At 67.8% G+C, this 24,268-nt stretch carries 26 protein-coding genes; 8 read left to right on the top strand and 18 right to left on the bottom strand.

Annotated features, from left to right (window positions below):
- Positions 1-52 precede the first annotated feature (52 nt).
- The gene (locus tag K2X73_RS09580; protein WP_294110271.1) at positions 53-523 is read right to left on the bottom strand and encodes a pyridoxamine 5'-phosphate oxidase family protein; all 471 of its coding nucleotides are present in this window, start codon (positions 521-523) and stop codon (positions 53-55) included.
- 123 nt (positions 524-646) lie between these two features.
- Here K2X73_RS09580 and K2X73_RS09575 point away from each other — a divergent pair, with 123 nt between their 5' ends.
- Positions 647-1,591 carry an MBL fold metallo-hydrolase gene (locus tag K2X73_RS09575; protein ID WP_294110269.1) on the top strand — a complete coding sequence of 315 codons (945 nt, stop codon included), beginning with the start codon at positions 647-649 and terminating at the stop codon, positions 1,589-1,591.
- 313 nt (positions 1,592-1,904) lie between these two features.
- Here K2X73_RS09575 and K2X73_RS09570 read toward each other — a convergent pair whose 3' ends face one another.
- The 3 genes from K2X73_RS09570 to K2X73_RS09560 form a co-directional block, all read right to left on the bottom strand.
- Positions 1,905-3,083 carry an acetyl-CoA C-acyltransferase gene (locus K2X73_RS09570; RefSeq protein ID WP_294110266.1) on the bottom strand — a complete coding sequence of 393 codons (1,179 nt, stop codon included), beginning with the start codon at positions 3,081-3,083 and terminating at the stop codon, positions 1,905-1,907.
- Between the two features lie 12 nt (positions 3,084-3,095).
- Entirely contained in the window at positions 3,096-3,584 is a 489-nt protein-coding gene (locus K2X73_RS09565; protein WP_294110264.1) for a carboxymuconolactone decarboxylase family protein, read from the bottom strand.
- Positions 3,585-3,691: 107 nt separating this feature from the next.
- Entirely contained in the window at positions 3,692-4,153 is a 462-nt protein-coding gene (locus tag K2X73_RS09560; RefSeq protein WP_294110262.1) for a MaoC family dehydratase, read from the bottom strand.
- Positions 4,154-4,248: 95 nt separating this feature from the next.
- Here K2X73_RS09560 and putA point away from each other — a divergent pair, with 95 nt between their 5' ends.
- Positions 4,249-7,356, top strand: a complete 3,108-nt coding sequence (gene putA / locus K2X73_RS09555; protein WP_294110260.1) for a bifunctional proline dehydrogenase/L-glutamate gamma-semialdehyde dehydrogenase PutA — start codon at positions 4,249-4,251, stop codon at positions 7,354-7,356.
- A gap of 199 nt (positions 7,357-7,555) precedes the next feature.
- Here putA and K2X73_RS09550 read toward each other — a convergent pair whose 3' ends face one another.
- From K2X73_RS09550 to K2X73_RS09535, 4 genes are read right to left on the bottom strand one after another with little or no spacing between them, the layout of a single operon-like run.
- On the bottom strand, positions 7,556-8,998 hold the full coding sequence (locus K2X73_RS09550) for a coniferyl aldehyde dehydrogenase (RefSeq protein ID WP_294110258.1): 1,443 nt from the start codon (positions 8,996-8,998) through the stop codon (positions 7,556-7,558).
- A gap of 5 nt (positions 8,999-9,003) precedes the next feature.
- Positions 9,004-9,465 carry a hypothetical protein gene (locus tag K2X73_RS09545; protein WP_294110255.1) on the bottom strand — a complete coding sequence of 154 codons (462 nt, stop codon included), beginning with the start codon at positions 9,463-9,465 and terminating at the stop codon, positions 9,004-9,006.
- Complete coding sequence (locus K2X73_RS09540; RefSeq protein ID WP_294110253.1) at positions 9,462-10,193, bottom strand: A24 family peptidase; 732 nt, start codon at positions 10,191-10,193, stop codon at positions 9,462-9,464. The genes K2X73_RS09545 and K2X73_RS09540 overlap by 4 nt, the downstream gene beginning before the upstream one ends.
- A 16-nt stretch (positions 10,194-10,209) precedes the next feature.
- A complete protein-coding gene (locus K2X73_RS09535) occupies positions 10,210-10,467 on the bottom strand; it encodes a hypothetical protein (RefSeq protein WP_294110251.1) in 258 nt (85 codons plus the stop codon).
- Between the two features lie 109 nt (positions 10,468-10,576).
- Between K2X73_RS09535 and K2X73_RS09530 the strand changes: the two genes are divergently transcribed.
- The gene (locus K2X73_RS09530; protein WP_294110250.1) at positions 10,577-11,761 is read left to right on the top strand and encodes an acetyl-CoA C-acyltransferase; all 1,185 of its coding nucleotides are present in this window, start codon (positions 10,577-10,579) and stop codon (positions 11,759-11,761) included.
- A 1-nt stretch (position 11,762) separates the two neighbouring features.
- Here the strand turns inward: K2X73_RS09530 and K2X73_RS09525 are convergent, their stop codons facing one another.
- Genes K2X73_RS09525 through dapB form a run of 4 tightly spaced genes read right to left on the bottom strand, consistent with a single transcriptional unit; the run spans position 11,763 to position 14,692 of the window.
- On the bottom strand, positions 11,763-12,908 hold the full coding sequence (locus tag K2X73_RS09525; protein ID WP_294110248.1) for a mechanosensitive ion channel family protein: 1,146 nt from the start codon (positions 12,906-12,908) through the stop codon (positions 11,763-11,765).
- A gap of 28 nt (positions 12,909-12,936) precedes the next feature.
- Entirely contained in the window at positions 12,937-13,308 is a 372-nt protein-coding gene (locus tag K2X73_RS09520; protein ID WP_294110246.1) for a hypothetical protein, read from the bottom strand.
- Complete coding sequence (gene nth / locus K2X73_RS09515; protein WP_294110244.1) at positions 13,308-13,967, bottom strand: endonuclease III; 660 nt, start codon at positions 13,965-13,967, stop codon at positions 13,308-13,310. The genes K2X73_RS09520 and nth overlap by 1 nt, the downstream gene beginning before the upstream one ends.
- On the bottom strand, positions 13,964-14,692 hold the full coding sequence (gene dapB / locus K2X73_RS09510) for a 4-hydroxy-tetrahydrodipicolinate reductase (protein WP_294110364.1): 729 nt from the start codon (positions 14,690-14,692) through the stop codon (positions 13,964-13,966). The genes nth and dapB overlap by 4 nt, the downstream gene beginning before the upstream one ends.
- 108 nt (positions 14,693-14,800) lie before the next feature.
- Here dapB and K2X73_RS09505 point away from each other — a divergent pair, with 108 nt between their 5' ends.
- A complete protein-coding gene (locus K2X73_RS09505) occupies positions 14,801-15,157 on the top strand; it encodes a hypothetical protein (protein ID WP_294110243.1) in 357 nt (118 codons plus the stop codon).
- A 30-nt stretch (positions 15,158-15,187) separates the two neighbouring features.
- Positions 15,188-15,886: an NAD-dependent deacylase gene (locus tag K2X73_RS09500; protein WP_294110241.1), complete on the top strand. Its 699-nt coding sequence runs from the start codon at positions 15,188-15,190 to the stop codon at positions 15,884-15,886.
- A gap of 181 nt (positions 15,887-16,067) precedes the next feature.
- Here the strand turns inward: K2X73_RS09500 and K2X73_RS09495 are convergent, their stop codons facing one another.
- From K2X73_RS09495 to lepB, 4 genes are read right to left on the bottom strand one after another with little or no spacing between them, the layout of a single operon-like run.
- Positions 16,068-17,021 carry a carbon-nitrogen hydrolase family protein gene (locus tag K2X73_RS09495; protein WP_294110238.1) on the bottom strand — a complete coding sequence of 318 codons (954 nt, stop codon included), beginning with the start codon at positions 17,019-17,021 and terminating at the stop codon, positions 16,068-16,070.
- On the bottom strand, positions 17,009-17,905 hold the full coding sequence (gene era, locus K2X73_RS09490) for a GTPase Era (RefSeq protein ID WP_294110236.1): 897 nt from the start codon (positions 17,903-17,905) through the stop codon (positions 17,009-17,011). Before era ends, K2X73_RS09495 begins: the two co-directional genes overlap by 13 nt.
- The gene (rnc, locus tag K2X73_RS09485; protein WP_294110362.1) at positions 17,902-18,561 is read right to left on the bottom strand and encodes a ribonuclease III; all 660 of its coding nucleotides are present in this window, start codon (positions 18,559-18,561) and stop codon (positions 17,902-17,904) included. The genes era and rnc overlap by 4 nt, the downstream gene beginning before the upstream one ends.
- Positions 18,562-18,566: 5 nt before the next feature.
- On the bottom strand, positions 18,567-19,409 hold the full coding sequence (lepB, locus tag K2X73_RS09480) for a signal peptidase I (RefSeq protein ID WP_294110234.1): 843 nt from the start codon (positions 19,407-19,409) through the stop codon (positions 18,567-18,569).
- Positions 19,410-19,512: 103 nt separating this feature from the next.
- Between lepB and pgi the strand changes: the two genes are divergently transcribed.
- Positions 19,513-21,000 carry a glucose-6-phosphate isomerase gene (gene pgi / locus K2X73_RS09475; protein WP_294110232.1) on the top strand — a complete coding sequence of 496 codons (1,488 nt, stop codon included), beginning with the start codon at positions 19,513-19,515 and terminating at the stop codon, positions 20,998-21,000.
- 13 nt (positions 21,001-21,013) lie between these two features.
- Positions 21,014-22,360 (top strand): glutathione-disulfide reductase, encoded by a 1,347-nt coding sequence (gor, locus tag K2X73_RS09470; RefSeq protein WP_294110231.1) that lies wholly within the window; start codon positions 21,014-21,016, stop codon positions 22,358-22,360.
- Positions 22,361-22,363: 3 nt separating this feature from the next.
- Here gor and arfB read toward each other — a convergent pair whose 3' ends face one another.
- Entirely contained in the window at positions 22,364-22,762 is a 399-nt protein-coding gene (gene arfB / locus K2X73_RS09465) for an alternative ribosome rescue aminoacyl-tRNA hydrolase ArfB (protein ID WP_294110229.1), read from the bottom strand.
- Positions 22,755-23,414: an RNA pseudouridine synthase gene (locus K2X73_RS09460; protein WP_294110358.1), complete on the bottom strand. Its 660-nt coding sequence runs from the start codon at positions 23,412-23,414 to the stop codon at positions 22,755-22,757. Before K2X73_RS09460 ends, arfB begins: the two co-directional genes overlap by 8 nt.
- A 54-nt stretch (positions 23,415-23,468) precedes the next feature.
- On the opposite strand from K2X73_RS09460, the gene K2X73_RS09455 reads away from it, so the two are divergent.
- A complete protein-coding gene (locus K2X73_RS09455) occupies positions 23,469-24,203 on the top strand; it encodes a M15 family metallopeptidase (RefSeq protein WP_294110227.1) in 735 nt (244 codons plus the stop codon).
- The last annotated feature ends 65 nt before the right edge of the window (positions 24,204-24,268 follow it).

Raw genomic sequence — 24,268 nt, 5'->3', positions numbered from 1 at the left:
GACAAGGGAGTCGCCCCAGCGAAAGCTGGGGCGATGCAATGGCTTTGGTCCGTTACCCCAAGCTCACCTCGGCATGCTCCCCCGTCTCGCTCGGCTTGATCGTGCCGCCGAACAGCATCTTCACCTGACCGGTGAGCGACACATCGCCTTCCCAGAATTCAGCGCTTTCAACATCATAGCGGAGCAGCAGCAGCTTCGGATCGTCCTTCCCGCCGGGGAACCACGCCTCGACCTGCTTCGACCACAAGCGGTCGACCATCGCCCGGTCCTCGTCCGCCGATAAAGTGCCATGGAGGCACGCGAAGAAATCATGTTCCTTGCTCACGAACTGCGCCATCGCAGCCCCGCCGACCGCAAGGCGATTATCGCGGCTGGTGAAGAACCACAGCCGATTCTGCCGATCCTCCAGCGTCTGCGCGGTCATCGGCTGGCTGTGATCGGGGGTGTCGTCCAGCCCGATCATGATGAAGGGGCTGTGCTTCAGCGCGCGGAAGAAACGGTCGATGATGTCGTGTTCAGCCATGATCCAACTCCTGGTTGCTAATCACGAAGAACAACGCCCCGCTGGCAGCGGGTTTCCTTGCGCACCGGAACGAAGCATAAGGGCACCACGTTTTCGCGGGGATGATGAAGGGACCGTTCATAAATGCATGATCTAGTGCGTGCCGCCGCACTCGGGCTGGCACTGGTTTTCACGACTCCCGCGATCGCCGCCGCCGCTCCAGCCGAGGGGCGCTATACGTCGAGCGGCGAGGGGCCGGTGAACAGCTGGTGGGTGGAAACGCCGCATGGCCAGCTGATCCTGTTCGATGCCCAGCGCGATACCTCGAACGCCAATCAACTGATCGCGGCGCTGCAGGCGACGGGAAAGCCGGTCGCGGCGATCTTCGTCACTCACCCGCATCCCGATCATGTGACCGGGCTCGGTCTCGTCGCCGCCGCGTTCCCGCAAGCCGCGGTCTATGCGAGCGCGCCGACCGCGGCCGAGATTGGCGGCGATACCCAGGGCCTGCTCAAGCTGGCGGCTGATGCCTCGCCCGGCGCGCTGCCGCCGCCGCACTTCACCCGCGTGCTGCGCGATAACGAGGCGGTCGCGGTCGACGGGATCGAGGTCCGCGCGCTGGTGCTGGGCGATGGCGAGAGCGTCGGCGTCGCCGCTTTCTGGCTGCCCAAGATGAAGCTGCTGGTGTCGGGCGATGTCGCCACTACCGGCTATGTCCCCTGGCTGGCCGAGGCGCGCACGCGCGAATGGCTAGCGCAGCTCGACGATCTGAAGAGCCGGGTGCCGAGCGGCGCGCGGACACTGCCCGGGCATGGCGAGCCGGCCGGTTATGCCAAGCTTTCCGGCTGGATGCGTGGTTATCTGCAGGCGGTGCGGCGCGAGGTGGGTGCGGCGCAACGCCCCAAGAGCCCCGAGGGCGTGAAGGTGACCGAGGCCGAGCGCGGCGCCATTGCCGCGAGCCTGACCAAGCAGTTTCGTACCAAGGGCGGCGTCGCGGGGTTGCCGATCGAGCGGCTGTGGAAGCTCAATATCGACGCGGTCGCCCGCGAGCTGACCGATGGGCTGAAAGGGTATCTGCCGGAGAAATAGAGGCGATCTTGGCGGTCAAGACCGCCATTGGCCGTCAGCGTGCGAGCGCATACCCACCCGCATATGGCGATTTTGGCGCACCGGGTAGATCTTCCGCCGGCCATACGGTCGGGCGCCTTTGACGGATGGCTGCGCCGCAAGGCTCTTTCGCCGCCGGGTCGGCGCCGACAAACACGTCATCGAGGCCGGGTAAACTAACGCAAATCAGGTGGTTTATGCGTCTGGCTGGCTTGCTGGATCGGCTAAACGGCGGCAATTTCCGCGAATGTTATGCCATGCCGGGCGGAAGCGTCACCCCCGCCCGGCAGACAGCTTACAATACTTCGAAAATCCCCGCCGCGCCCTGGCCGCCGCCGACGCACATCGTGACGCAGACATATTTCGCGCCGCGCCGCTTGCCCTCGATCAGCGCGTGGCCGGTGCAGCGGGCGCCGGTCATGCCATAAGGGTGGCCGATCGAGATCGAGCCGCCATTCACGTTGAGCAGCTCGTTGGGGATGCCGAGCTTGTCGCGACAATAGAGCACCTGCACCGCGAACGCCTCGTTCAGCTCCCACAGGCCGATATCGTCCATCTTCAGGCCCGCGCGCTCCAGCGCCTTGGGGATCGCATAGACGGGGCCGATGCCCATCTCGTCGGGCTCGGTGCCCGCCGCCGCCATGCCGACATAGCGGCCGAGCGGGGTGAGGCCGAGTTTTTCGGCGAGCTTTTCCTCCATCACCACGCTGGCCGAGGCGCCGTCCGACAGCTGGCTGGCGTTGCCGGCGGTGATCGTGGTGCCCGGGCCGAGCACCGGCTGCAGGCCGTTCAGGCCGGCGAGCGTCGTCTCGGGGCGGTTGCCCTCGTCCTTCGTCACGGTCACTTCGTGATGCGTGACTTCCTTGGTTTCCTTGTTCACCATCGCCATCGTCGCCGTCACCGGGACGATTTCGGCGTCGAACAGCCCGGCGGCCTGCGCGGCGGCGGTGCGCTGCTGCGATTGGAAGCCGTACTCGTCCTGCACCTCGCGACTGATATTGTAGCGTTCGGCGACCACTTGGGCGGTCTGCAGCATCGACATATAGACGTGCGGGTGCATCGCGATCAGCTCCTTGTCGGGGCCGATGCGCATTTCGGGGGTCTGCACCATCGAAATCGATTCGCAGCCGCCGCCGATGACGATGTCCATGTTATCGACGATCACCTGCTTGGCGGCGGTGGCGATCGCCATCAGGCCGCTCGCGCACTGGCGGTCGAGCGACATGCCCGGCACGCCGATGCCGAGCCCCGAGCGCAGCGCGACGTTGCGGGCGAGGTTGCCACCCTGCACGCCCTGCTGGAGGGCGGCGCCCCACACTACGTCATCGACCCGCGCGGGGTCGATCCCGGCGCGCTCGACCGCGGCCTTCACCGCATGGCTGGAAAGCGTGGGCGAAGGGGTGTTGTTGAACCCGCCGCGATAGGCGCGGCCAATCGGGGTGCGGGCGGTGGAAACGATCACGGCGGAACGCATAAGGTCTCTCCTTCAGGCGTCGGGAAAACGGGCGGCGTTGGGCTCCAGCGGCAGATCGAGCGCGCCGCAGATCAGCGACACGCCATGGTAGAAGCCCACCAGCTGGATGATTTCGAGCGCTTGCGCTTCGTCATAATGCGCGCGGAGCGCTTCCCACTCGGCGCTGGTCAGCTTCTTGTGATCGAGCAGCGCGTCGACGGTGGCGATCAGCACCGCCTCGGCGGGATCGTCCCAGGCCTCGGGCCCGCCATGGACAGTCGCGTGGACCTGTGCCTCGCTGAGCCCGACATGCGGCGCGAAGCCGGCGATATGAACGCCCCACTCATATTCATTGCCGCACTTGGCCGTGGTGCGATCGATCACGATCTCGCGCTGGCGCATCGACAGCGGCGAGGCCTTGTCGAGCAGCGAGCCGCCGCCGAACTTGCCCCAGGCGCGTTCATGCTTGGCGAGGGTGGTGAACAGCACCAGCGGCTCGGCGCCGCGCATCAGGACTTTCATCGCTGCGTCGAACGCGGGCGGGTATGGTTTGGTGAGCGGTTCCATCCGGGCCATAGGCGGCTTCCTCCCATGCCCTCTCCCGCGGGCGGGAGAGGGCTAGATGTATGTCACACAAAAATCTGGCTGATCCATTCGGCGATCATCGCGGGCTTTTCCTCGCCTTCGATTTCGACCGTGAACTCGTTGACCTGCTGCCACTGGCCGGGACGCTTTTCGGCCAGTTCGAGCAGCTTGAAGCGGCCCCGCACGCGCTTGCCCGAACGCACCGGCTGCATGAAGCGTACTTTGTTGCCGCCATAATTGACGCCCATCTTCACGCCTTCGATCTGCGGCGCGTCGGGCACCTTGGAGGACAGCAGCGGCATCAGCGACAGGGTGAGGAAGCCATGCGCGATCGTGCCGCCGAACGGCGTCATCGCCGCCATTTGCGGGTTCACATGGATGAACTGGTGATCGCCGGTCGCGTCGGCGAATTTGTCGATCATCTCCTGGCTCACCTCGACCCAGTCCGAGACGCGCTCGTGGCCCACTTGGCTCGCCGCCATTTCCTGAATCGTGATCGTCGCCATCCCATTCCCCTCCGGCTCAATTCCTTGCATAGGCGGCGCCAGCAATAGGCGCTTGGCCCCCGGCCTCGCAAGCGCCTTAGACCGAGGTTTGGAAGATGACGGCTGCCCTAGCGTCCACCCCGCGCGAAACCATGGCCCGGCTGTACCGCGCCGCCGAACCGCAGGTTCTAAAACCGCTGATCGAGCGCGCGCGCGCCACGCCCGAATCGCGCGAGCGTATCGTCGCCCACGCCGGCGGGCTGCTCGCCGATCTGCGCGCGGCGCAGGGGAAGGGCTGGGTCAACCAGTTCCTGCAGGAATATCGGCTCAACACCAGCGAGGGCGTCGCGCTGCTGAGCCTCGCCGAGGCGTTCCTGCGCGTGCCCGATCCCGAAACCGCCGATCTGCTGATCGCCGACAAATTGGGCGAGGCCGATTGGCGAACCCATGCCGGCCGCTCCAACTCGGCGCTGGTCAATTCAGCGACCTGGGGTCTGGTGCTCGGCCGCGCGCTGGTGGGGGAGGGCGCGCGCCAATCGACGCTACGCCGGTTGATTTCGCGCGCGGGTGAGCCCTTTGTTCGCCAGGCGGTCGGCGCCGCGATGAAGATGATGGGCGAAATCTTCGTGATGGGCCGCACCATCGACGAAGCGCTGCGGCGGATGAAGAAGCCCGAGCATCAGGGCTTTACCGCCAGCTTCGACATGCTGGGCGAGGCCGCGCGCACGCAGGCCGATGCCGAACGCTATTTCCAGGCCTATGTCGCGGCGATCGACGCGGTCGGCGCTGATCCGGCGGCGGGGCATTCGGTGTCGGTCAAGCTCTCGGCGCTCCACCCGCGCTATGAAGTCGCGCGCTGGGGCGAGTGCGTCCCCGCGCTCACCGAAATGCTCGAAGCGCTCGCGGTGCAGGCGGCGGGGAAGGGCATCGCGCTCACCGTCGACGCGGAGGAGAGCGAGCGGCTGGAGATGAGCCTCGACATCATCGGCGCAGTCGCGGGCCTGCCGCAGCTCAAGGGCTGGGAAGGCTTCGGCATGGCGGTGCAGGCCTATGGCAAGCGCGCGCGGCCGGTGATCGCCTGGGCCGACGAGCTTGGCCGGGTGATGAACGTGCGGCTGGTGAAGGGCGCCTATTGGGACAGCGAGATCAAACGCACCCAGGTGGAGGGGCTGAGCGACTATCCGCTGTTCACGCGCAAGGCCGCGACCGATGTTTCCTATCTCGCCTGCGCGCGCGACATGCTGGAGGCGCCGAACATCCGCCCCGCTTTCGCCAGCCATAACGCGCTGACCGTCGCGACGATCATGGACTGGGCGGGCAATGCCCGCGCGTTCGAGTTCCAGCGGTTGCACGGTATGGGCGACGGGCTGTACGAGCGGCTGGTGCGCGAGCGCGGTTATCACTGCCGCATCTATGCGCCGGTGGGCGGGCACCGCGATCTGCTGGCGTATCTCGTCCGGCGGCTGCTGGAGAATGGCGCCAATTCGAGCTTCGTCCACCAGCTGGCCGACGAACGGCTGAGCGAGGCGGAGATTTTGGCCGATCCGGTCGAGAAGGTCGCGGCGATCGGCGGCGCGCGGCATTCGGCGATCCCGCTGCCGACCGATTTGTTCGGCGGCGGACGGCGGAATTCGGCAGGGCTCGATCTGAGCGACCGGGGGGTGTTGGCGAAGACGGCTAACGCAATTTCAAAGCCCCTCCCCGTTGGGGGAGGGGTTGGGGGAGGGGTTGGGGGTGGGGGTGGGCCAGGCGCTGCGTTCGGCCCGGGAAGCCCCCACCCCAACCCAGCATCGCGTCGGTCAGGCTCCCAGCCTGGCCTGAACCGTGCGGGGCACGGTTCACCCGATGCTCCCGCAGGGGAGGGGCTTAACTTAGGACAAGTCATCACCCGCGCCGCCACCGCTTTCCCCGCCTGGTCCGCCCAGCCCGTCGAAGCCCGCGCCGAGTGCCTCGAACGCCTCGCCGATCTGCTCGAAGAGCATCGCGACCAACTGATGGCGCTCGCGGTGCAGGAAGCGTTCAAGACCATCCCCGACGCGCTTGGCGAAGTGCGCGAGGCGGTGGATTTCTGCCGCTATTATGCCGCGCAGGCGCGCGAACAGCTCCAGCCGCGCGAGCTCCCCGGGCCGACCGGCGAGCGCAATGTGCTGCGGATGGAGGGGCGCGGGGTGTGGGCGACGGTTTCGCCCTGGAATTTCCCGCTCGCGATTTTCCTCGGGCAGACGGCGGCGGCGCTCGTCACCGGCAACACCGTCGTCGCCAAGCCCGCGCCGCAGACGCCGCGCATCGCCGCCTACGCGGTGCAACTCGCGCATCAGGCGGGGGTGCCTGCGGACGCGCTGATTCTCGCGCCCGGTGGCCCGGAGGTGGGCGCGGCGCTGGTGGCGGACGCGCGCATCGCCGGCGTCGCCTTCACCGGCTCGACCGCGACCGCCAAGAAGATCGCGCGCGCGCTGCTGGAGGATGAGAACCGCCCGATCGTCCCGCTCATCGCCGAGACCGGCGGGATCAACGCGATGATCGTCGATTCAACCGCTTTGCCCGAACAGGTGGTGGCGGATGTGGTGACGAGCGCGTTCCGCTCGGCGGGCCAGCGCTGCTCGGCGCTGCGGCTGCTGCTGCTGCAGGAGGAGATCGCGCAAGGGGTGATCGAGATGCTGAGCGGGGCGATGGACCTGCTGCGCCTGGGCGACCCCGCCGATCCCGCGACCGACATCGGCCCAGTGATCGACCAGGCCGCCTACGACAAGCTCATGGCCTATCGCGAGAGCATGGCGGGGCGGATCGTGAAGACCGTCCCCGCGCCGGCGAGCGGGCTATTCGTGCCGCCGACGCTGATCCGGCTGGACTCGCCCGAACAGCTCACTCAGGAATGGTTCGGTCCGATCCTCCACGTCGCCACCTGGCCCGCCGGGCAGCTCGCCGAGACGATCGCCCGGGTCAACGCCAAGAATTACGGGCTGACGATGGGCCTTCACAGCCGCATCGCCGGGTCTTGGGACGTCGCCGAGCAGCAGGCGCGGGTGGGCAATCTCTACATCAACCGCTCGATGATCGGCGCGGTGGTCGGCTCGCAGCCGTTCGGGGGCGAGGGGCTTTCGGGCACCGGCCCCAAGGCGGGCGGGCCGCATTATCTCGCGCGCTTCTGCCTCGAACGGCACGTCTCGATCGATACGACGAGCGCGGGTGGGAATACGACTTTGCTGAGTTTGGAAGAGGTTTGATCGGTTCACGCGGAGACGCGGAGACGCGAAGTTTTGGTTCGCGCAGAGGCGCGGAGATCGCAGAGAAGGTAAATCAGGTGCCTAGGGCTATAGCCCGCGCCGTAGGCGCTTTGATCGCTACATTTGTAGGCGCTTCGCGCCGTCTTGAGCGCTCAACGCTCCCTCTGCGTTCTCCGCGCCTCTGCGTGAACCAAAAAACTCAAACCTTCATCTGCCGCTTCACGCTCGCCATCGTCGCCTTGCCATAAGGCGGCTTCAACCCGGCGAGCTTCGCGACATCGAGCTTGGGCTGTTCGTAGATCGCCTTGGCGTGGCTGAAGGTCTTGAACCCGTCATGCCCGTGATAGGCGCCCATGCCCGAGGGGCCGATGCCGCCGAACGGCAGCTCCTCCATCGAGACGTGGAAGATCACGTCGTTCACCGTCACCCCGCCCGATATGGTGCGATCGAGCACGCGGCGCTGCTCGCCGGCATCGTCGCCGAAATAATAGAGCCCAAGCGGCCGGTCGCGGCGGTTGACCTCGTCGATCGCGGCGTCGATGCCGCCGGCATAGCGCTTCACCGGCAGGATCGGGCCGAAGATTTCCTCCTGCATGATCGTCATGTCGTCGGTGACGTCGGTGACGATATGGAGCGGCATCTTGCGGCTGTTGGCGCTCGCGAAATCCTCGTTCGCCGGGTTCACCGTCTCGACCTTCGCGCCCTTCGCCCGCGCATCGTCGAGCCAGGCGTTCAGCCGCTCGAAATGGCGGTCGTTCACGATCGCGGTGTAATCGGGGTTGGCGAGCAGGCTGGGGTACATCGCGCTGGTCGCGGTCTTCAGCCCCTCGACCACCGCGCCTTCGCGCTCCTCGGGCACGAGCATGTAATCGGGCGCGAGGCAGATTTGCCCGGCGTTGAGCATCTTGCCGGTCGCCACGCGCCCCGTCGCGCGCGCGACATCGGCCGATTTACCCAGGATCACCGGCGACTTGCCGCCAAGTTCGAGCGTCACCGGCGTCAGATTGTCGGCAGCCGCGTGGAGGATATGACGGCCGATCCCGGTCGCGCCGGTGAACAGCAGGTGATTGAAGGGCAGCGAGGCGAACGCCTTGCCCACCTCGGGTCCGCCCGAGAAGAAAGCGAGCTCGTCGGCCGCGAAATATTGGGGGCAGACTTCCTCGAACAGCGCGGCGGTTTCGGGCGTGAACTCGCTGGTCTTCACCATCGCGCGGTTGCCGGCGGCGAGGATGCCGGCGAGTGGCGCCATCACCAGCTGGATCGGGAAGTTCCAGGGCGCGATCACCCCGATCACCCCCTTGGGCTGATATTCCACCCGCGCCTTCGCGCCGAGCAGGCCGAGCGGGAACTGCACCGGCCGCTTTTCGGGCCGCGCCCAGCCGTCGAGCTGCTTCAGCGCATGGGTGATCGGCGCGATCGAGCCGCCGATATCGGTGAGCATCGATTGTTCGCGGCTGCGGTGGCCGAAATCCTCGCTGAGCGCGGTACAGAAACGCTCGGCATGGTCGCGGATCATTGCCGCCGCGCGCTTCAGGCGGTCGCGGCGGACGCTCAGCGACACCGGCAGCTCGGCGGTGAAGGCGGCGCGTTGCGCGGCCAGGGTTTCGGTCATTGACGCCATGGCACTTCCCCTAAATCGCATAATCCCTAATTCGCGCAGCCGATGATGCCGACGACCGGCACGATCACCGTATCGGCCCCCGTCTTCTCGATCCGCAGCGATCCGGCCGGGATCACCGCGCCCTGGCTCAGATCGCCGCGCTCGACGATTTCGATGTCGAGCGACAGCTGATAATCGCCGCCGGCATAATCGCTGTGCGTCGCGAAGCCATAATTGCCGCCGCCTTGTTGCGCGGTGCGCACCAGATCGGTGAGCGTGCCCGCGGGGGCGAAGCGGATGCGCGCCGGATCGGCGTTCGCCATCGCGATCAGCGCGCGGTTGGTGGTGTTGGTCCACAGAAACGCAGCGCAGCCCGTCGCGGGAAGCTCCTGGGGCGGGATGGCGCCGATCGGCAGGCCATCGACCGAACGCGGCAGCGGCCGGGGCGGCGCCTTTTCGGCGGCGAGCGCGGCCGCGGGGAGCAACAGCAACGCGGGGAACAACCTCATGGGCTCGCGCTTAGCATGGCGAGCTCCGCTGGGTAAGCCGCGATCGCGAGCAAGGTGCCGAGCGGCAGCGCGTCGTCGGCGCGTACCGCTCGCCCCGTCATCAGGCGAAAGCCGGCGACGCCGAGCCCGATCAGCGCGGCGAGGAGCAGAACGAAGGGCAGCAGTCGCCAGCCAAGCCACAGCCCGATCGCGCCGAACAATTTGGGGTCGCCGCCGCCCAGCCCATCGCGGCCGCGCGCGGCCTTGTAGCCGGCCCCGATCGCCCAGAGCAGCGCGAAGCCGCCGGCACCGCCGATCAGCCGATCCAAGAGCGGTGGGTCAAGGCCGAGGACGGCGCTCGCCAAGCCGGTGAGAGCGAGCGCAAGGTTGAGCTCATCGGGCAGCCAGAACTCGGCGAGATCGAGCGCGGCGAGCGCGAGCAGCAGCCAGCCGAACACCGCCGCGCCAACACCCTCAACGCCCGGGGCGATCCAGCCGGCGCTGAGGCCGATCAGCAACGCCGCCGCCTCGATCCGTCCATGGCGTGCGTCAATCGCCGCGCCGCAGTGCCGGCACCGCCCGCGCTGCCACAAGGCGGAGAGTAGCGGTACCAGCTCGTGCGCGCGCAGCGTCGCGCCGCAGGCGTCGCACGCCGATCGCCCGCCGAGCACCGATCGCTCCTGCGGCCAGCGGATCACCAAAGCGGCGATGAAGCTCCCGAAAATCGCCCCGAGCAGCCCGAGCAGCACCGCCCAGCGCCAGGGCTCAGCCGGGAGGGCGCTTGCGAATGAGGTAGCGATAGACACCCAGCAGATTGATCCCGAACAGCACCGCGTTCTGGGTGGCGAGCGCCGCGTCCTTCGTCAACAGCGCGCCCGAGATCCAGCAGATCGACGAAACGATGAACAGGACGAAGCCATAGCCCGTGATCTTGCGCCCCAGATCGAGCGAAACCATCGCGGCGGCGATCATCCCGGAGCCGGAGGCCGCCCACTTCAGGGTCATGGTGAGCGGATCGGCCATGGCGAGCGAGACGCGCGGGGCGGGCTTGGGGTTCCGTCATGCTTCCGGCTTCAAACCGCCGCTTATTCATCCTAGATGCGCGGGCACCTTATTCCAGGAGTCCGCTCGCATGGCCGCCGATCCGATCGTCATCGTCTCTTACGCCCGCACGCCGATGGGCAGCTTTCAGGGCGCCCTGGCCGGCGCGAGCGCGACCGAGCTGGGCGCGGCGGCGGTTGGCGCCGCCCTGGAGCGCGCGGGACTGTCCGGCGAAGCGGTCGAGCGCATCTATATGGGCTGCGTGCTGCCGGCCGGGCTCGGCCAGGCGCCGGCGCGTCAGGCGGCGCTCAAGGCCGGGCTGCCGCTTCACGTCGAGGCGACGACCGTGAACAAGATGTGCGGTTCGGGAATGCAGGCCGCGATCATGGCGCACGACACGCTCGCTGCCGGCTCGGCCGACATCGTCGTCGCGGGCGGCATGGAAAGCATGACCAACGCGCCCTATCTCTCGCTGGCGCATCGCGGCGGCGCGCGGATCGGCCATGATCGGCTGATCGACCATATGTATCTCGATGGCCTTGAGGACGCCTATGCGCCCGGCAAACTGATGGGCAATTTCGCCGAGGATAGCGCGGCCGAATATCAGTTCACCCGCGCCGAGCAGGACGATTACGCGATCACCTCGCTCACCCGCGCCAAGGCCGCGCAGACGAGCGGCGCGTTCGATCGCGAGATCGTGCCGGTCGAGATCACGACCCGCAAGGGCGCGGTGACGGTCGACAAGGACGAGCAGCCGCAAAAGGGCGATCCCGCCAAAATCCCGACGCTCAAGCCCGCCTTCGCCAAGGACGGTACGGTCACGGCGGCCAATGCCTCGTCGATTTCGGACGGCGCGGCGGCGTTGGTGATGATGCGCCAGTCGACCGCCGAGAAGCTCGGCCTCACCCCCGTCGCGCGGATCGTGGCGCACGCGGCGCACGCGCATGAGCCCGCCAAGTTCACCACGGCGCCGGTGCCGGCGATCAAGAAGGCGCTCGCCAAGGCGGGTTGGGCGGTCGACGAGGTCGATCTGTTCGAAGTGAACGAGGCGTTCGCGGTCGTCGCGATGATCGCGATGCGCGAGCTCGGCATCCCGCACGACAAGCTCAACATCCATGGCGGTGCCTGCGCGCTGGGCCACCCGATCGGCGCGAGTGGCGCGCGGATCATGGCGACGTTGATCTCCGCGCTGCAGAAAACCGGCGGCAAGCGCGGCCTTGCCTCGCTCTGCATCGGCGGCGGCGAGGCGACGGCGGTTGCGCTCGAGCTGGTGTAGCTTAGCTCGCCGCCCCCGGTGCGGCATAGGGCATTACCATCTTCCCGTCCGGCGCGGCGGTGAACGTGGTCTGGGTGGGATAAGCGAACTCGATCCCCTCCGCCGCGAAGCGCTTCAGGATCGCGATGCCGACGTCATGCCGTGCCTTGTACCAGGCGGCGAAATCGGCGCTCGGCGTGTCATACTCCAGTTCCACGTCGAGGCTGGAGGCGTTGAAGTTGGCGAACCCGGCCTGGGCGAACCGCTGGCCGCAGCGCTCGACCTCCTCGCGCAGGATATCGGGCAGGCGGTCGATCAGCTCGGGCGGGGTCTGGTAGGTCACGCCGAGCACGAAGCGGTTACGGCGATGGTCGCGCTGGGTGATGTTCTGGATCGACTTATCGAGCAGCTGCTTGTTGGCGATGATGTGCAGCTCGCCGCTCGCGGGGCGGACGCGGGTCGACTTGAGCCCGATCTGCTCGACTGTCCCGGTGGTCTGGTCGAAGCTGATCACGTCGCCCCGGCGGAACGGCTTGTCGAAGATGATCGCGAGCGCGGCGAACAGGTCTCCGAAAATGCCTTGCGCGGCGAGACCAATCGCAATGCCGCCGATGCCAAGCCCCGCCACCAGCCCGGTGACGTTCAGCCCGAGATTGTCGAGCACCACCACCAGCGCGATCGCGAACACCGCGAAACTCACCAGCACGCGCACGATATTGATCGCGCTGCCCAGCGTCTCCCCGGCATATCCGTCGTCGCTGGCATTGGCCTCGACGATGCCGAGGATCAGCTCGCGCGCCCACAAGGCCCCCTGGAACACCCCGGCGATGATGAACAGCGCGTGGACCGCGTCGGACAAGCCGCTTGGCGGCACCGCGATCCGCCGCGCGAGTTCGAGCGCCACCGCGAGCGCGAAGAAGCGCCCCGTGCGCGACAAGGTTCGCCCCGCGATCCGCCACCAGCCGAGCTTGCCGGGCCGATCGCGGTTGCACAGCGCCACGCTTGCCCGGCGCGCGGCACGGATGACGATGTAGGTGATGACCGCGACCACCGCGGCGATCGCGATCTCGATCCAATGATGGCGCAGCCAGTATAGGCTCTCCGAATAGAGCGCGCCGAAATCCATGCTGAGCGAGGGCAAATTGAGGCTGGTCTTGGCTTGCGGCATCAGGCTTTCCTGCGATCGACCGTGGCGCTCAGCGCGCGGCTTTCCAACCGCCCGTAAGCGTCACCGGCTGGAACGGCGCCAGCGCGCAGCGGGCGCCCGCCGGGACGGGGGCGGTGTTGACGACGGTGATCTGATCGCTCGCGCACAGCTGGTTGCCGGTGCTGGCATAAGCGAAGCCGCGCTGATAGCCGAGATCGGGGCACTCCTGCGCCAGGGTGACGCGGTAGACCTTGCCGCCGAACAGCACGAAGTCGATGATGCGGTCCGAACGGACGATGCTGTTCTGGATGCGGTGCCGGGGCAGGCAGAGTTCGGGCGCTCCCACGGGGCTCGCCGCCGGGATCGGGCGATCGGCGGCCGCCATCAAGGCGAGCGGGGCCAAGAAAAGCGCGACGCGCATCACACCTCCTTTACCCGCTTGGTGGGCGCGGGTGTCTTCTGCTTGAACGCGCACAGATCGGCGACGCTGCATCGCCAGCATTCGGGGGTACGGGCCTTGCAAGTGTAACGACCGTGCAGGATCAACCAGTGATGCGCATGGAGCCGGAAGGGCTGGGGCGTCGCCTTATCGAGCTTCAGCTCCACCGCGAGCGGCGTCTTGCCCTTGGCGAGGCCGGTGCGGTTGCAGACGCGGAACAAGTGCGTATCGACCGCGAAGGTCTCCGCCCCGAACGCGACGTTCATCACGACATTGGCGGTCTTGCGCCCGACGCCGGGGAGCTTTTCGAGCGCGTCGCGGTCGGCGGGCACCGCGCCGCCATGCTCGGCGATCAGCGCTTCGCTGAGCGCGATCACATTCTTGGCCTTGGAATTGAACAGGCCGATCGTCTTGATGTGCTCCTTCAGCCCCTCCTCGCCAAGCGCGACCATTTGCTCCGGCGTTGTCACCTGCTGAAACAGCCGCCGGGTCGCCTTGTTGACCCCCGCGTCGGTCGCCTGCGCCGAGAGCACGACCGCGACGAGCAGGGTATAGGTGTTGACCGATAGCAGCTCGGTTTCGGGATGCGGATTGTCGGCGGCGAGCCGGCTATAGAACTCGATAACCTGCGCCTTGTTCATAGGCCGAGCACCTGCGCCATCGTATAGCGCCCCGGCGCCCGCCCGGCGAGCCAGCGCGCGGCGGTGATCGCGCCGCGGGCGAAAATCTCGCGATTCTCGGCGCGGTGGCCGAGCTCGATGCGCTCGCCCGGCCCGGCGAACACCACCTGGTGGTCCCCCGCGACCGAGCCGCCGCGCAAGGAGGCGATGCCGATCGTCCCCTCGGCCCGGTCCCCGGTCAGCCCGGCGCGGCCGATCACGGCGAGCTCGCCCAGGCTGCTGCCGCGCCCTTCCGCCGCCGCCGCGCCGAGCAGCTGGGCGGTGCCCGAGGGCGCGTCGACCTTGGCGCGGTGGTGCATCTCGACGATCTCGATGTCCCAGCCCGGCCCCAGCCGCGCCGCCGCCTCGCGTACCAGCCGCGCGAGCAGAGTGACGCCGAGCGAGGTATTGCCGGTCTGCAGCACCGCGATCTCAAGCGCGGCGGCGTCGATCGCGGCGTGATCGTTGGGGGAAAGGCCGGTCGTGCCGATCAGGATCGGCGTCCCCGTTTCGGCCGCGACCGCGAGATTGCCGGGGAGGGCGCGGGGATGGGTGAAATCGACCAGAACGTCGGCCGCCTCGGCGAGCGCACGAACGTCGCCCCCGGCGTCGACCCCGCCCGCGAGTCGCGCATCATATTCGGGAATGGCGGCGGCGATCGCTCTCCCCATCCGCCCCGCGCTGCCCAAAATGCCGATCGCTACCATCGCCTGCTCCTTGCCGGTCGCATGGCAGATCGAGGGTAGGGGTGCCAAGGGGTTCGGCTCGCGTTCAGCTCACGGCGTTATGAATCGGCGCAAAAGGGAGGATCCGCGATGCGAGTTGCTTTGCTGCTGTGCTTGTCGTTGCTGCCGGCGCCGTTGGCGGCCCAGTTCGCGCCGCGGAACGGACCGCCGATCGATCTGCCCCGTCGGCCGATCGACATTCGCACGACCCCGCCGGAACCAGGGCCGTGGCAGGATCTGCGCGAGACGCGCGACGTGATCCGGCGCGAGCGCGATGCCGGGCGGCTGACCCGCGGCGAGGCGCGCGCCTTTCGGCGAGAAGCGTGGGCGATTGACGCGCTTGCCGACCGGTATGGCGCGGACGGCTTGTCGGCATCGGAGGCGCAGGAACTGGAAAACCGCGCTCGCGTGCTACGCGACATGGCGCAGGCGCCGCGGCGGCGCTAGGCTGGGCGCTTAACGGTCGAAGCGAGCACGATGAACATCGTCATCCTCACCGGCGCGGGCATTTCGGCCGAATCGGGCATCGCGACCTTCCGTGGCCCCGGCGGTCTGTGGGAGGGCCACCGGATCGAGGATGTCTGCACGCCCGAGGCACTCGCGCGCGATCCGGCGCTCGTCCACCGTTTCTACGATCTGCGCCGCGCCGCGCTGGAAACGGTGGCGCCCAATCCGGCGCATGAAGCGCTCGCCCGGCTCGACCTCGCCTGGCCGCACGATCTGCTGATCGTCACCCAGAATGTCGATGACCTGCACGAGCGCGCGGGGGCCAACCGACTGTTGCACATGCACGGCGAGCTGCGCTCGGCGCTGTGCGCGGCATGTGGAGCCCGGCGTCCCTGGCGGGACGCGCTCCCACCCGGCACGGCCTGTTCCCGGTGCGACGCGCCCGCGCTGCGCCCCGACATCGTGTTCTTCGGGGAAATGCCCTATGCGATGGCGCGGATCGAGGAAGCGCTGGCCCAGGCCGATTTGTTCGTGTCGATCGGAACCTCGGGCGCGGTCTATCCCGCCGCGGGCTTCGTCCGCCTCGCCGCTGCTTATGGCGCCCGCACGATCGAGCTGAACCTTGAACCCTCGGAGGGCAGCGACTGGTTCGACGAAAGCAGAAACGGCCCCGCCAGTACGCTGGTCCCCGCCTGGGTGGACACGCTGCTCGCCGACGCGCTGGCGTAACGGCGGCGCCTGGCATGGCCTTGAAAGTGGCCGGAACAAGTCAGGTCAGCGGGGCGGCGCGGCCAAGGTGTTGCGACGGCAATCGGTGAAATACCCTCGCTTTAGGGTGGGGACATCACTTGCTATTTTGGGCTTTCGCAGACGTTCGCTCAGATCGACGCGAGCGTCGGTTTCTGCCGCGCTAGACCACCCCATTCTGTTCGCGCCGATCGACCCGCAGCTCGAAAATGTCCGGCCGGCTATAATGGCCATCGACATCGAGCGCGGCGAGGCCACGGCCAATCGCCGTCAGGTCGAGATCGGCGGTGATGATCTCCTCGCCATCCCCGGCAAGCGCCAGCACATCGGCATTGGGCGCGACGATCGCACTGCCGCCATGTTGCAGCAAACCCTCGGGCATCGCCTTCAGCAGCGCTTCGGCATCGGCGTCTCCGCCCGCGCGCGCGAGGCCCTCGATCACCTGGTCGCGCGTCTGCACGGTACCCGCCGCGAGCACGAAGCAGCGCCCCTCGAACGCATAATGCCGGCTGGCGAGGATGTGGACGTCGCGCACCGTCGGCCAGGCGGCGACATGCACCGCTTCGCCCGCATGGTGCAGCGTCGCGCGGACGAGGGGCATCCAATGCTCCCAGCAAATCGCCTGGCCGATCGTCCCCCAGCCGGCATCGGTGGTGGTGAGAGTCGAGCCGTCACCCCGCGCCCAGATCAGCCGCTCGCCGTGCGTCGGCACCAGCTTGCGGTGCTTCACCGGCGGCAGATGAGGGCGCAGCAGCATCTGGGTGTTCTTGAGGCTCGACCGCACCCGCTCATGCACGCCGACCGACACATAGGCACCGGCGGCATCGACCATTGCCTGGATCGGTTCAAGCCGCGGATCGTTCTCGCGCAGCGCTTCATCGAGCAGCAGGCCGTGAAGCGCCTGCGCGCCGCGCTGATCCCACAAGGCGGCACCGGGCGCCTCGTCGAGCCAGATCGGATAGCCGCCCAGGAAAGTCTCGCCGAACGCGATCATCCGCGCGCCCGTGTCGAGCGCGTCGCGCAGCTGCCTGGCCATCCGCTCGATACCATAGGTCACGGCGACCGGCACCGGGGCGGCCTGCACCACCGCCGCCTTGATCTGTTTCACTCCACCCATTCGAGCCCGATATCCCTGTAGAAGCTGCGATCCTCGTCCCAATCGGCCTTTACCTTTACATGCAGGTAAAGATGGACCGGGTGACCGAGCAATTGCGCGAGTTCAGCCCGCGCGCGCGCGCCGATCTCCCGGATTCTTGCGCCGCCCTTGCCGAGGACGATCGCGCGCTGCGTGGGGCGGGCGACGAGGATCTGCTGGTGGATTTCGACCGAGCCGTCCTCGCGCTCGCTATATTTTTCGGTCTCGATCGCGCTCGAATAAGGCAGCTCGGCATGGAGCTGGAGATAAAGCTGTTCGCGGGTGACCTCGGCGGCGAGCATCCGCTCGGTCGCGTCCGACACCTGATCCTCGGGAAAATGCCAGGGGCCGGCGGGCATCGCGCCGGCGAGCGCGGCCTTCAGCTCGGCGAGTCCGTCGCCGGTCTGCGCCGAGACGAAGAAGGTCTCGTCGAAGGTCGCCAGCTCGTTCAGCCGCTGGGCGTGGCCAAGCAGCCGCGCCTTGTCGGCGAGATCGACCTTGTTGAGGATCAGGAACTTGCGCTCGGATCGGCTCGCCAGCGCCTCGGCGATGGGCGCCACCTTGGGGCCGAGCCCGCCCTTGGCGTCGACCACCAGCGCGATCAGGTCGGCGCCCTCGGCTCCGCCCCAGGCGGCGGCGACCATCGCCCGATCGAGCCGGCGCTGCGGCTCGAAAATGCCCGGCGTGTCGACCAGCAGCAATTGCGCATCGCCCTCGATCGCGACGCCCAGCAGGCGCGTGCGCGTGGTCTGCGCCTTGGGGCTGACGATCGCGACCTTCTGGCCGACAAGCGCGTTGACGAGGGTGGATTTGCCGGCGTTGGGCGCACCGACCACGGCGATCACGCCGCAACGGGTTTCGGTCATCGTGCCTCCAATTGCGCCAGAAGCGCGGCGGCCGCCGCTGTCTCGGCTTCCTGTTTCGATCCGCCGGTCGCGGTTGCCTCGGCGAGCTTGCCAACGCTTACCCGTACGGTGAAGCGCGGGGCGTGGTGGGGGCCGGCGCGGTCGATCACCGCATATTCCGGCGGACGGCGGCCTTGGGCTGCCGCCCATTCCTGCAGCGCCGATTTGGGATGCTGCGGCGCGCGCAGATCGGCGCTCACCCGCGTTGCCCACAACCGCCGGACCGCCGCGCGCGCGGGATCGAAGCCATGTTCCTGGTAGAAGGCGCCGATGAGTGCCTCCACCGCGTCGCCCAGCACATTATCCGAGTCCGAGGCGCCATCATCGCGCGCCTGCTTGCCGAGCTGAAGCTGCGCCGGAACGCCCAGTTCGCGGCCGATCTCGGCGCAAACCGATCCGGTGACGAGCGCGTTCAGCCGCTTCGAGAGTTGCCCCTCGCTCTCGCCGGGAAAGCGCTCATAAAGCCATTCGGCCATCACCAGCGCGAGCACCCGGTCGCCGAGAAACTCCAGCCGCTCATAATTGTCGGCGCTGCGGCTGCCATGCGTCAGCGCGCGAACGTAGAGCGCCTCGTCGCGCGGGGGGAGGCCGAACGCCTCCTCGATCCAGGCCGCCAGCGTGTTCAAAAGCCACGTCCGATCCGGTCCCAGCGCGCCGCGCTCGCCCAGGTCCAGGGCAGCAGCCACTGCGCGCTGCCGTCGGTCGAGAAGAACATGAACACCGCTTTGCCTTCCAGATTTTCCACCGGCACGAAGCCGATGCCGCCCCCCGCCACCGCTGGAAAGCGGCTGTCGGCGCTGTCGTCACGGTTGTCGCCCATCATGAAGACATGGCCCGGCGGCACATGGAACACGGGCGTGTCGTCCCCCGGCGAGGCGCCGCGATCGAGCACCGTATAGTGCCGTCCGCCCGGGAGCGTCTCCCGATAAGCGCGGTAATGGCAGAAGAACTTGCCGCGGATCAGCTCGCGGTACGGCTCGGCGCATTTGTCGAAGCCGTAATTGGGGGTGAGCGCGATGCGGAAATCCTTGAGCGGGGTGAGCGGTAGCGGCTGGCCATTCAGGATCACCTGGCCGCGGACGAGCTGGATCGAATCGCCCGGCAGGCCGATCACCCGCTTGATGTAATCGTCGTGGTCGAGCGGCGGCGCCTTGAACACGACGATGTCGCCTCGCTGGGGCAGGCTGGCGAACAGCTTGCCCGGGATCAGCGGCGCGCTGAACGGCAGGCTGTGCCGTGAAAAGCCATAATTCCATTTCGAGACGAACAGATAGTCGCCGATCAGCAGGCGCGGCAGCATCGATTCCGATGGAATGACGAAAGGCGACAGCAGGAAGCTGCGGAACAGCGCGACGCCCAGCACCAGCCAGAGCAGGAACCACAAATTATCGCGCAGCTCGCCCTGCGCGGAACGGCGGGCGGGCCGGGGAGCCGCATCGGGCGGCGGCACGGGGGATTGATCCATCGTGGCGGCGCTCTGCGCCTAGCGAGGCGGGGCGTCAAGCGGGGTGGCGGGGGCGGCCCCCAAGCGCTAAGCGGCGGGCCTAACGCCCGCAGGGAGTAGCAGCATGACCGCCTGGGACGCCATCACCGCGCTCGCCCCCGATCGCCTGGACGCGCTGTTCGCCGCCGATCCCGATCGGCTGCAACGGCTGACGCTCGACGTCGCGGGCATCCATTTCGATTGGTCGAAGACGCATCTCACCGCCGAGGCGCTTGCCGCGTTCGAGGCGCTGGCGAAGGAGCGTGATCTTGCGGCCAAGCGCGAGGCGCTGTTCGCCGGTGCCGCGGTCAACGCGACCGAGGGCCGCGCCGCCGAGCACAGCGCCGAGCGTGGCGAGGGGTCGCCCGAGGCCGTCGCCCGCGCGGCGCAGCTCCACGCCCGGATGCGCGCGCTGATCGACGCGATCGAAGCAGAAGCATTCGGCCCGATCCGCCACGTGCTCCATATCGGCATCGGTGGCTCGGCGTTGGGGCCGCAGCTGCTGATCGACGCGCTCGGTCGGGAGGAAGCGCGCTACGAGGTGGCGGTCGTCTCGAACATCGACGGACTCGCGCTTGAGGAGGCGTTCCGCCGCTTTGATCCCAGCGCGACGCTGATCGTGGTCGCCAGCAAGACCTTCACCACCACCGAAACCCTGCTCAACGCCGAAAGCGCGCTCGCCTGGCTGAGCGAGGGCGGGGTGGCCGACCCTTATGGCCGGGTCGTGGCGCTCACCGCCGCACCCGAACGCGCGGTCGACTGGGGAGTCGACGACACCCGCGTGCTGCCTTTCGCCGAGTCGGTCGGCGGGCGCTATTCGCTCTGGTCGTCGATCGGTTTCCCGGCGGCGCTCGCGCTGGGGTGGGATGCGTTCGAGGCGATGCTCGACGGGGCGGGGGAGATGGACCGCCATTTCCGCCTGGCCGCGCTCCACGAGAATGCGCCGGCGCTCGCCGCCTTCGCCGATCTCTTCTACGCCCAGGTCGAGCTGGCGGAGACGCGCGCGGTGTTCGCCTATGACGAGCGGCTCCGCCTGCTGCCACCCTATCTCCAGCAGCTGGAGATGGAATCGAACGGCAAGGGTGTCACGATCGAGGGCGCGCCGATCGGTCGCCCCACCGCCCCGATCACCTGGGGCGGGGTGGGGACCGACGCGCAGCACGCGGTGTTCCAGTTGCTCCACCAGGGTACGCATCTGGTGCCGGTGGAATTTGTCGCGGTGATCGAGCCGGGCGACACGCTCGCCGAGGCACATCACCGCCAGCTGCTGCTCAACGCCTTCGCGCAAGGCGCCGCGCTGATGCAGGGCCGCGCCAACCCGGACGATCCCGCGCGCGCCTATCCCGGCGATCGCCCATCGAGCACGGTGCTGCTCGAAACGCTCGATCCGCGCACGCTCGGCGCGCTGATCGCGTTTTACGAAGCGCGCACATTCGTGAACGCGGTGCTGCTCGGCATCAATCCGTTCGACCAGTTCGGCGTGGAACTGGGTAAGGAAATGGCGAAGGCGGCGGGGCAGGGGGGTGACTTCGATCCTTCCACCACCGATCTGATCGCGCGCGCCTTTGGCTGAGACGGGAAGCGACATGAGCGATTTCGATTTTGATCTGTTCGTCATCGGTGGCGGATCGGGCGGGGTACGCGCCTCGCGCGTCGCGGCGGCACACGGCGCCCGCGTCGCGGTGGCCGAGGAATATCGTGTCGGCGGCACTTGCGTGATCCGCGGCTGCGTGCCCAAGAAACTGCTCGTCTATGGCGCGCATTTCGCTGAGGATCTGGCCGACGCCCGCTGCTTTGGCTGGGACGTACCCCAATGCAATTTCGATTGGGCGCGGCTGCGCGATAACGTGCTCGCCGAAGTCACCCGGATCGAGGGCGCCTATACCGGCACGCTCGAAAACCATAAGGTTCAGTTGTTTCACCAGCGCGCGGTCGTCACCGGACCGCATTCGGTGCGCCTGGCGGACGGGACCGAGTTCACCGCCGAACGCATCCTGATCGCGACCGGCGCGCGGCCGCAAATCCCCAGCTGCCCCGGGCACGAGCATGGCATCACTTCCAACGAGGTGTTCCATTTGCCCGCGATCCCCAAGCGCATCTTGATCGCGGGCGCGGGCTATATCGCCAATGAATTCGCGGGTATTTTCCACGAGTTCGGCGCGCATGTGACGCTGATCAATCGCTCCGACCAGATCCTGCGCGGCTATGATGAGCAGATCCGCGACCGGCTACTCCAAATCTCGATGACCAAGGGCATCAATTTCCGCTTCAACGCCAGTTTCCGCGGGATCGAGAAGCTCGGGAACGGCCAGCTGCGCGTCTCGATGACCAATCACGACGATATCGACGTCGATTGCGTGCTGTTCGCCACCGGCCGCGTGCCCAACACCGAGGGTCTGGGGCTGGAAACCGCCGGGGTCGAGATCGACGATGCGGGCGCGGTGAAGGTGAATGACGATAACCAGTCGACCTGCGCGAGCATCTATGCGGTCGGCGACGTCACCAACCGCGTGCAGCTCACCCCGGTCGCGATCCGCGAGGGGCAGGCCTTCGCCGACACCATCTATGGCGGCAAGCCGACCAAAGTCGATTATAGCTGCATCCCGAGCGCGGTGTTCAGCCACCCGCCCCTCGCGGGCGTCGGCATGACCGAAGGGCAGGCGCGGACCAAACTGGGCTCGGTTCGGGTTTATACGTCGGACTTCCGACCGATGAAGAATGTGCTCGCCGGCCGCAACGAGCGCGCGCTGTACAAGATGATCTGCGATGGCGCGAACAACCGGATCGTCGGCATCCACATGATCGGGCCGGACGCGCCGGAGATTCTGCAGGTCGCGGCGGTCGCCATCAAGGCGGGGCTGACCAAGGATCAGTTCGACCAGACCGTCGCGATCCACCCGACGATGGCGGAGGAGCTGGTGCTGTTGCGGTAGGTCTTATTCCACCCGCACTTTACCGCGCGCCGCCTTCACGTCGCTGCGCGCCTTCTTCTTTTCGATCCGCTTGGCCTTGGCCGCCTTGCTCGGCTTGGTCTTGATCCGCTTCTCGGGGCGGCGAAGGGCGGCCTGGAGCAGCTCGTTCAGCCGCTCGCGCGCGTCGAGCCGGTTGGCCTCCTGGGTGCGGAAGCGGCGGGCGACGATCAGCAATTCGCCCGCCGTGGTCATACGCGAACCGGCGAGCGTACGCAGCCGGCGATAAACCTCGGGATGCAGCCCCAGCGCGAATACATCGACGCGGAGCTGCACTGCCGTCGCGACCTTGTTGACATTCTGCCCGCCCGGGCCGGTTCCCGCCAGGAAGCGTTCCTCGATCGCCTCGGCGGGAACCTCAATCATCCGCGAACCCCGCTGTGATGAAGCGATCGGGGGTCGGGGCGAGCGCGCTCGCCGGCGGCTTGGCGCCGCGCGGCACGCTCAGCGCGGCGGCGTGAAGCAGCAGCGGCACGCCGTTCGCGCGACCGTACACCGGATCGCCGCGCACCGGGCAGCCCAGTCCCTCGGCGGCGTGGACACGGATCTGATGCGTCCGCCCGGTTTCGGGGACGAACTCGACCAGCGCGCGCCCATCGGCCACGCGTATCAATCGCCAATGAGTGCGCGCCGGCTTGCCCTTGGCGCTCGGCACCATTCGCCAGCCACGCTCGACGCTGCTCACCTTGGCGAGCGCGAGGTCGATTGTGCCGCTCTCACCCTCGGGCACCCCGTCGAGCACCGCGCGATAGCGCTTCTCCACGCTACCCGCCTCGAACGCCTGGGCGAAACGCTTATGCGCCTTGGGATTACGCGCCAGCAGCAGACAGCCCGAGGTGTCGCGATCGAGCCGGTGGACCGGCAGCGGCCAGCGCTGAAACCCGAACGTCAGCGCCTGCAAATGGTTCTCGATGCTCAGGCTGCCGTCGCGCGGCGCATCGACCGGCAGGCCGGCGGGCTTGTCGAGAATTATCGCCTCGGCGTCGATGAAAAGCACGCGATCAGTGAGCATGGTTATGCCTTGCCACCATCGTCGCCGCCATGCCAGAGCGGCGTTTGGATGGGAGGGGTGATGCGAAACAAGCCGTTGGTAGCGTTGGTTTTGTTCACGGCTCCCGGCGCGCTTTCGGCGGCGCGACTCTGCCCGGGGCAGGAGGTGGCGGCGATGGCCGACGGGCGGATGCTCGGCCATCTGCCCTATGAGGAGGCGCGCGCGGAGGACCTGGTGCCCGCGCCTGCCGGCTTTGCGATCGGCGGCAAGTGCCAGCTGCGGCGCGAAGTCGTCGCCGATCTGGAGCGGATGCTGGCCGCGGCCAATGCCAACCCCGAGCTGCGCGGCGCGGTGCGGGCGGTTTCGTGCCACCGATCGATCGCGCGCCAAGGGCAGGTGTTTTGCGGCCAGATCGGCCCGCGCAAGCGATCGCGCGACGCCGCCGATCGCGCCCGCTGGGTCGGCCCGCCGGGCTATAGCGAGCACGCGACCGGCTATGCACTCGATTTCGGCACCCGGCCCAGTCGCGGCTGCCATGACGTCGATCCGTGCTTCGCGCGTACCGCCGTGGGGCGCTGGCTATTGGTCCATGCGCCCGATTTCGGGTTCGAGCTGAGCTTCCCGGCGGGCAATGCGCAGGGTGTGTCCTATGAGCCGTGGCACTGGCGCTGGGTGGGTACGTCGCTCGCCGCGCCGGGGGCGGCGGCGGCGCGGACCATCTTCACCCGCGCCCGTGCAAGCTTCGCCGCGCAACCGGCGGTTGCCGACAATCCTGCGAGGGCGCTGAGCCCGGGGCCGGGGTTCAACTTAAGATAGCGCCCGTGCGTCGGGGGCGGGGGCATCCCTCAACGTTCGTCAGAGGTGAATTGGGGCGACGGGGA

Origin of the sequence: Sphingomonas sp., from assembly GCF_019746665.1 — a bacterium.
Taxonomy (GTDB): domain Bacteria; phylum Pseudomonadota; class Alphaproteobacteria; order Sphingomonadales; family Sphingomonadaceae; genus Sphingomonas.
Note: the sequence above shows the minus strand (reverse complement) of the source record. Positions and strands in the feature narration are given on the sequence as shown.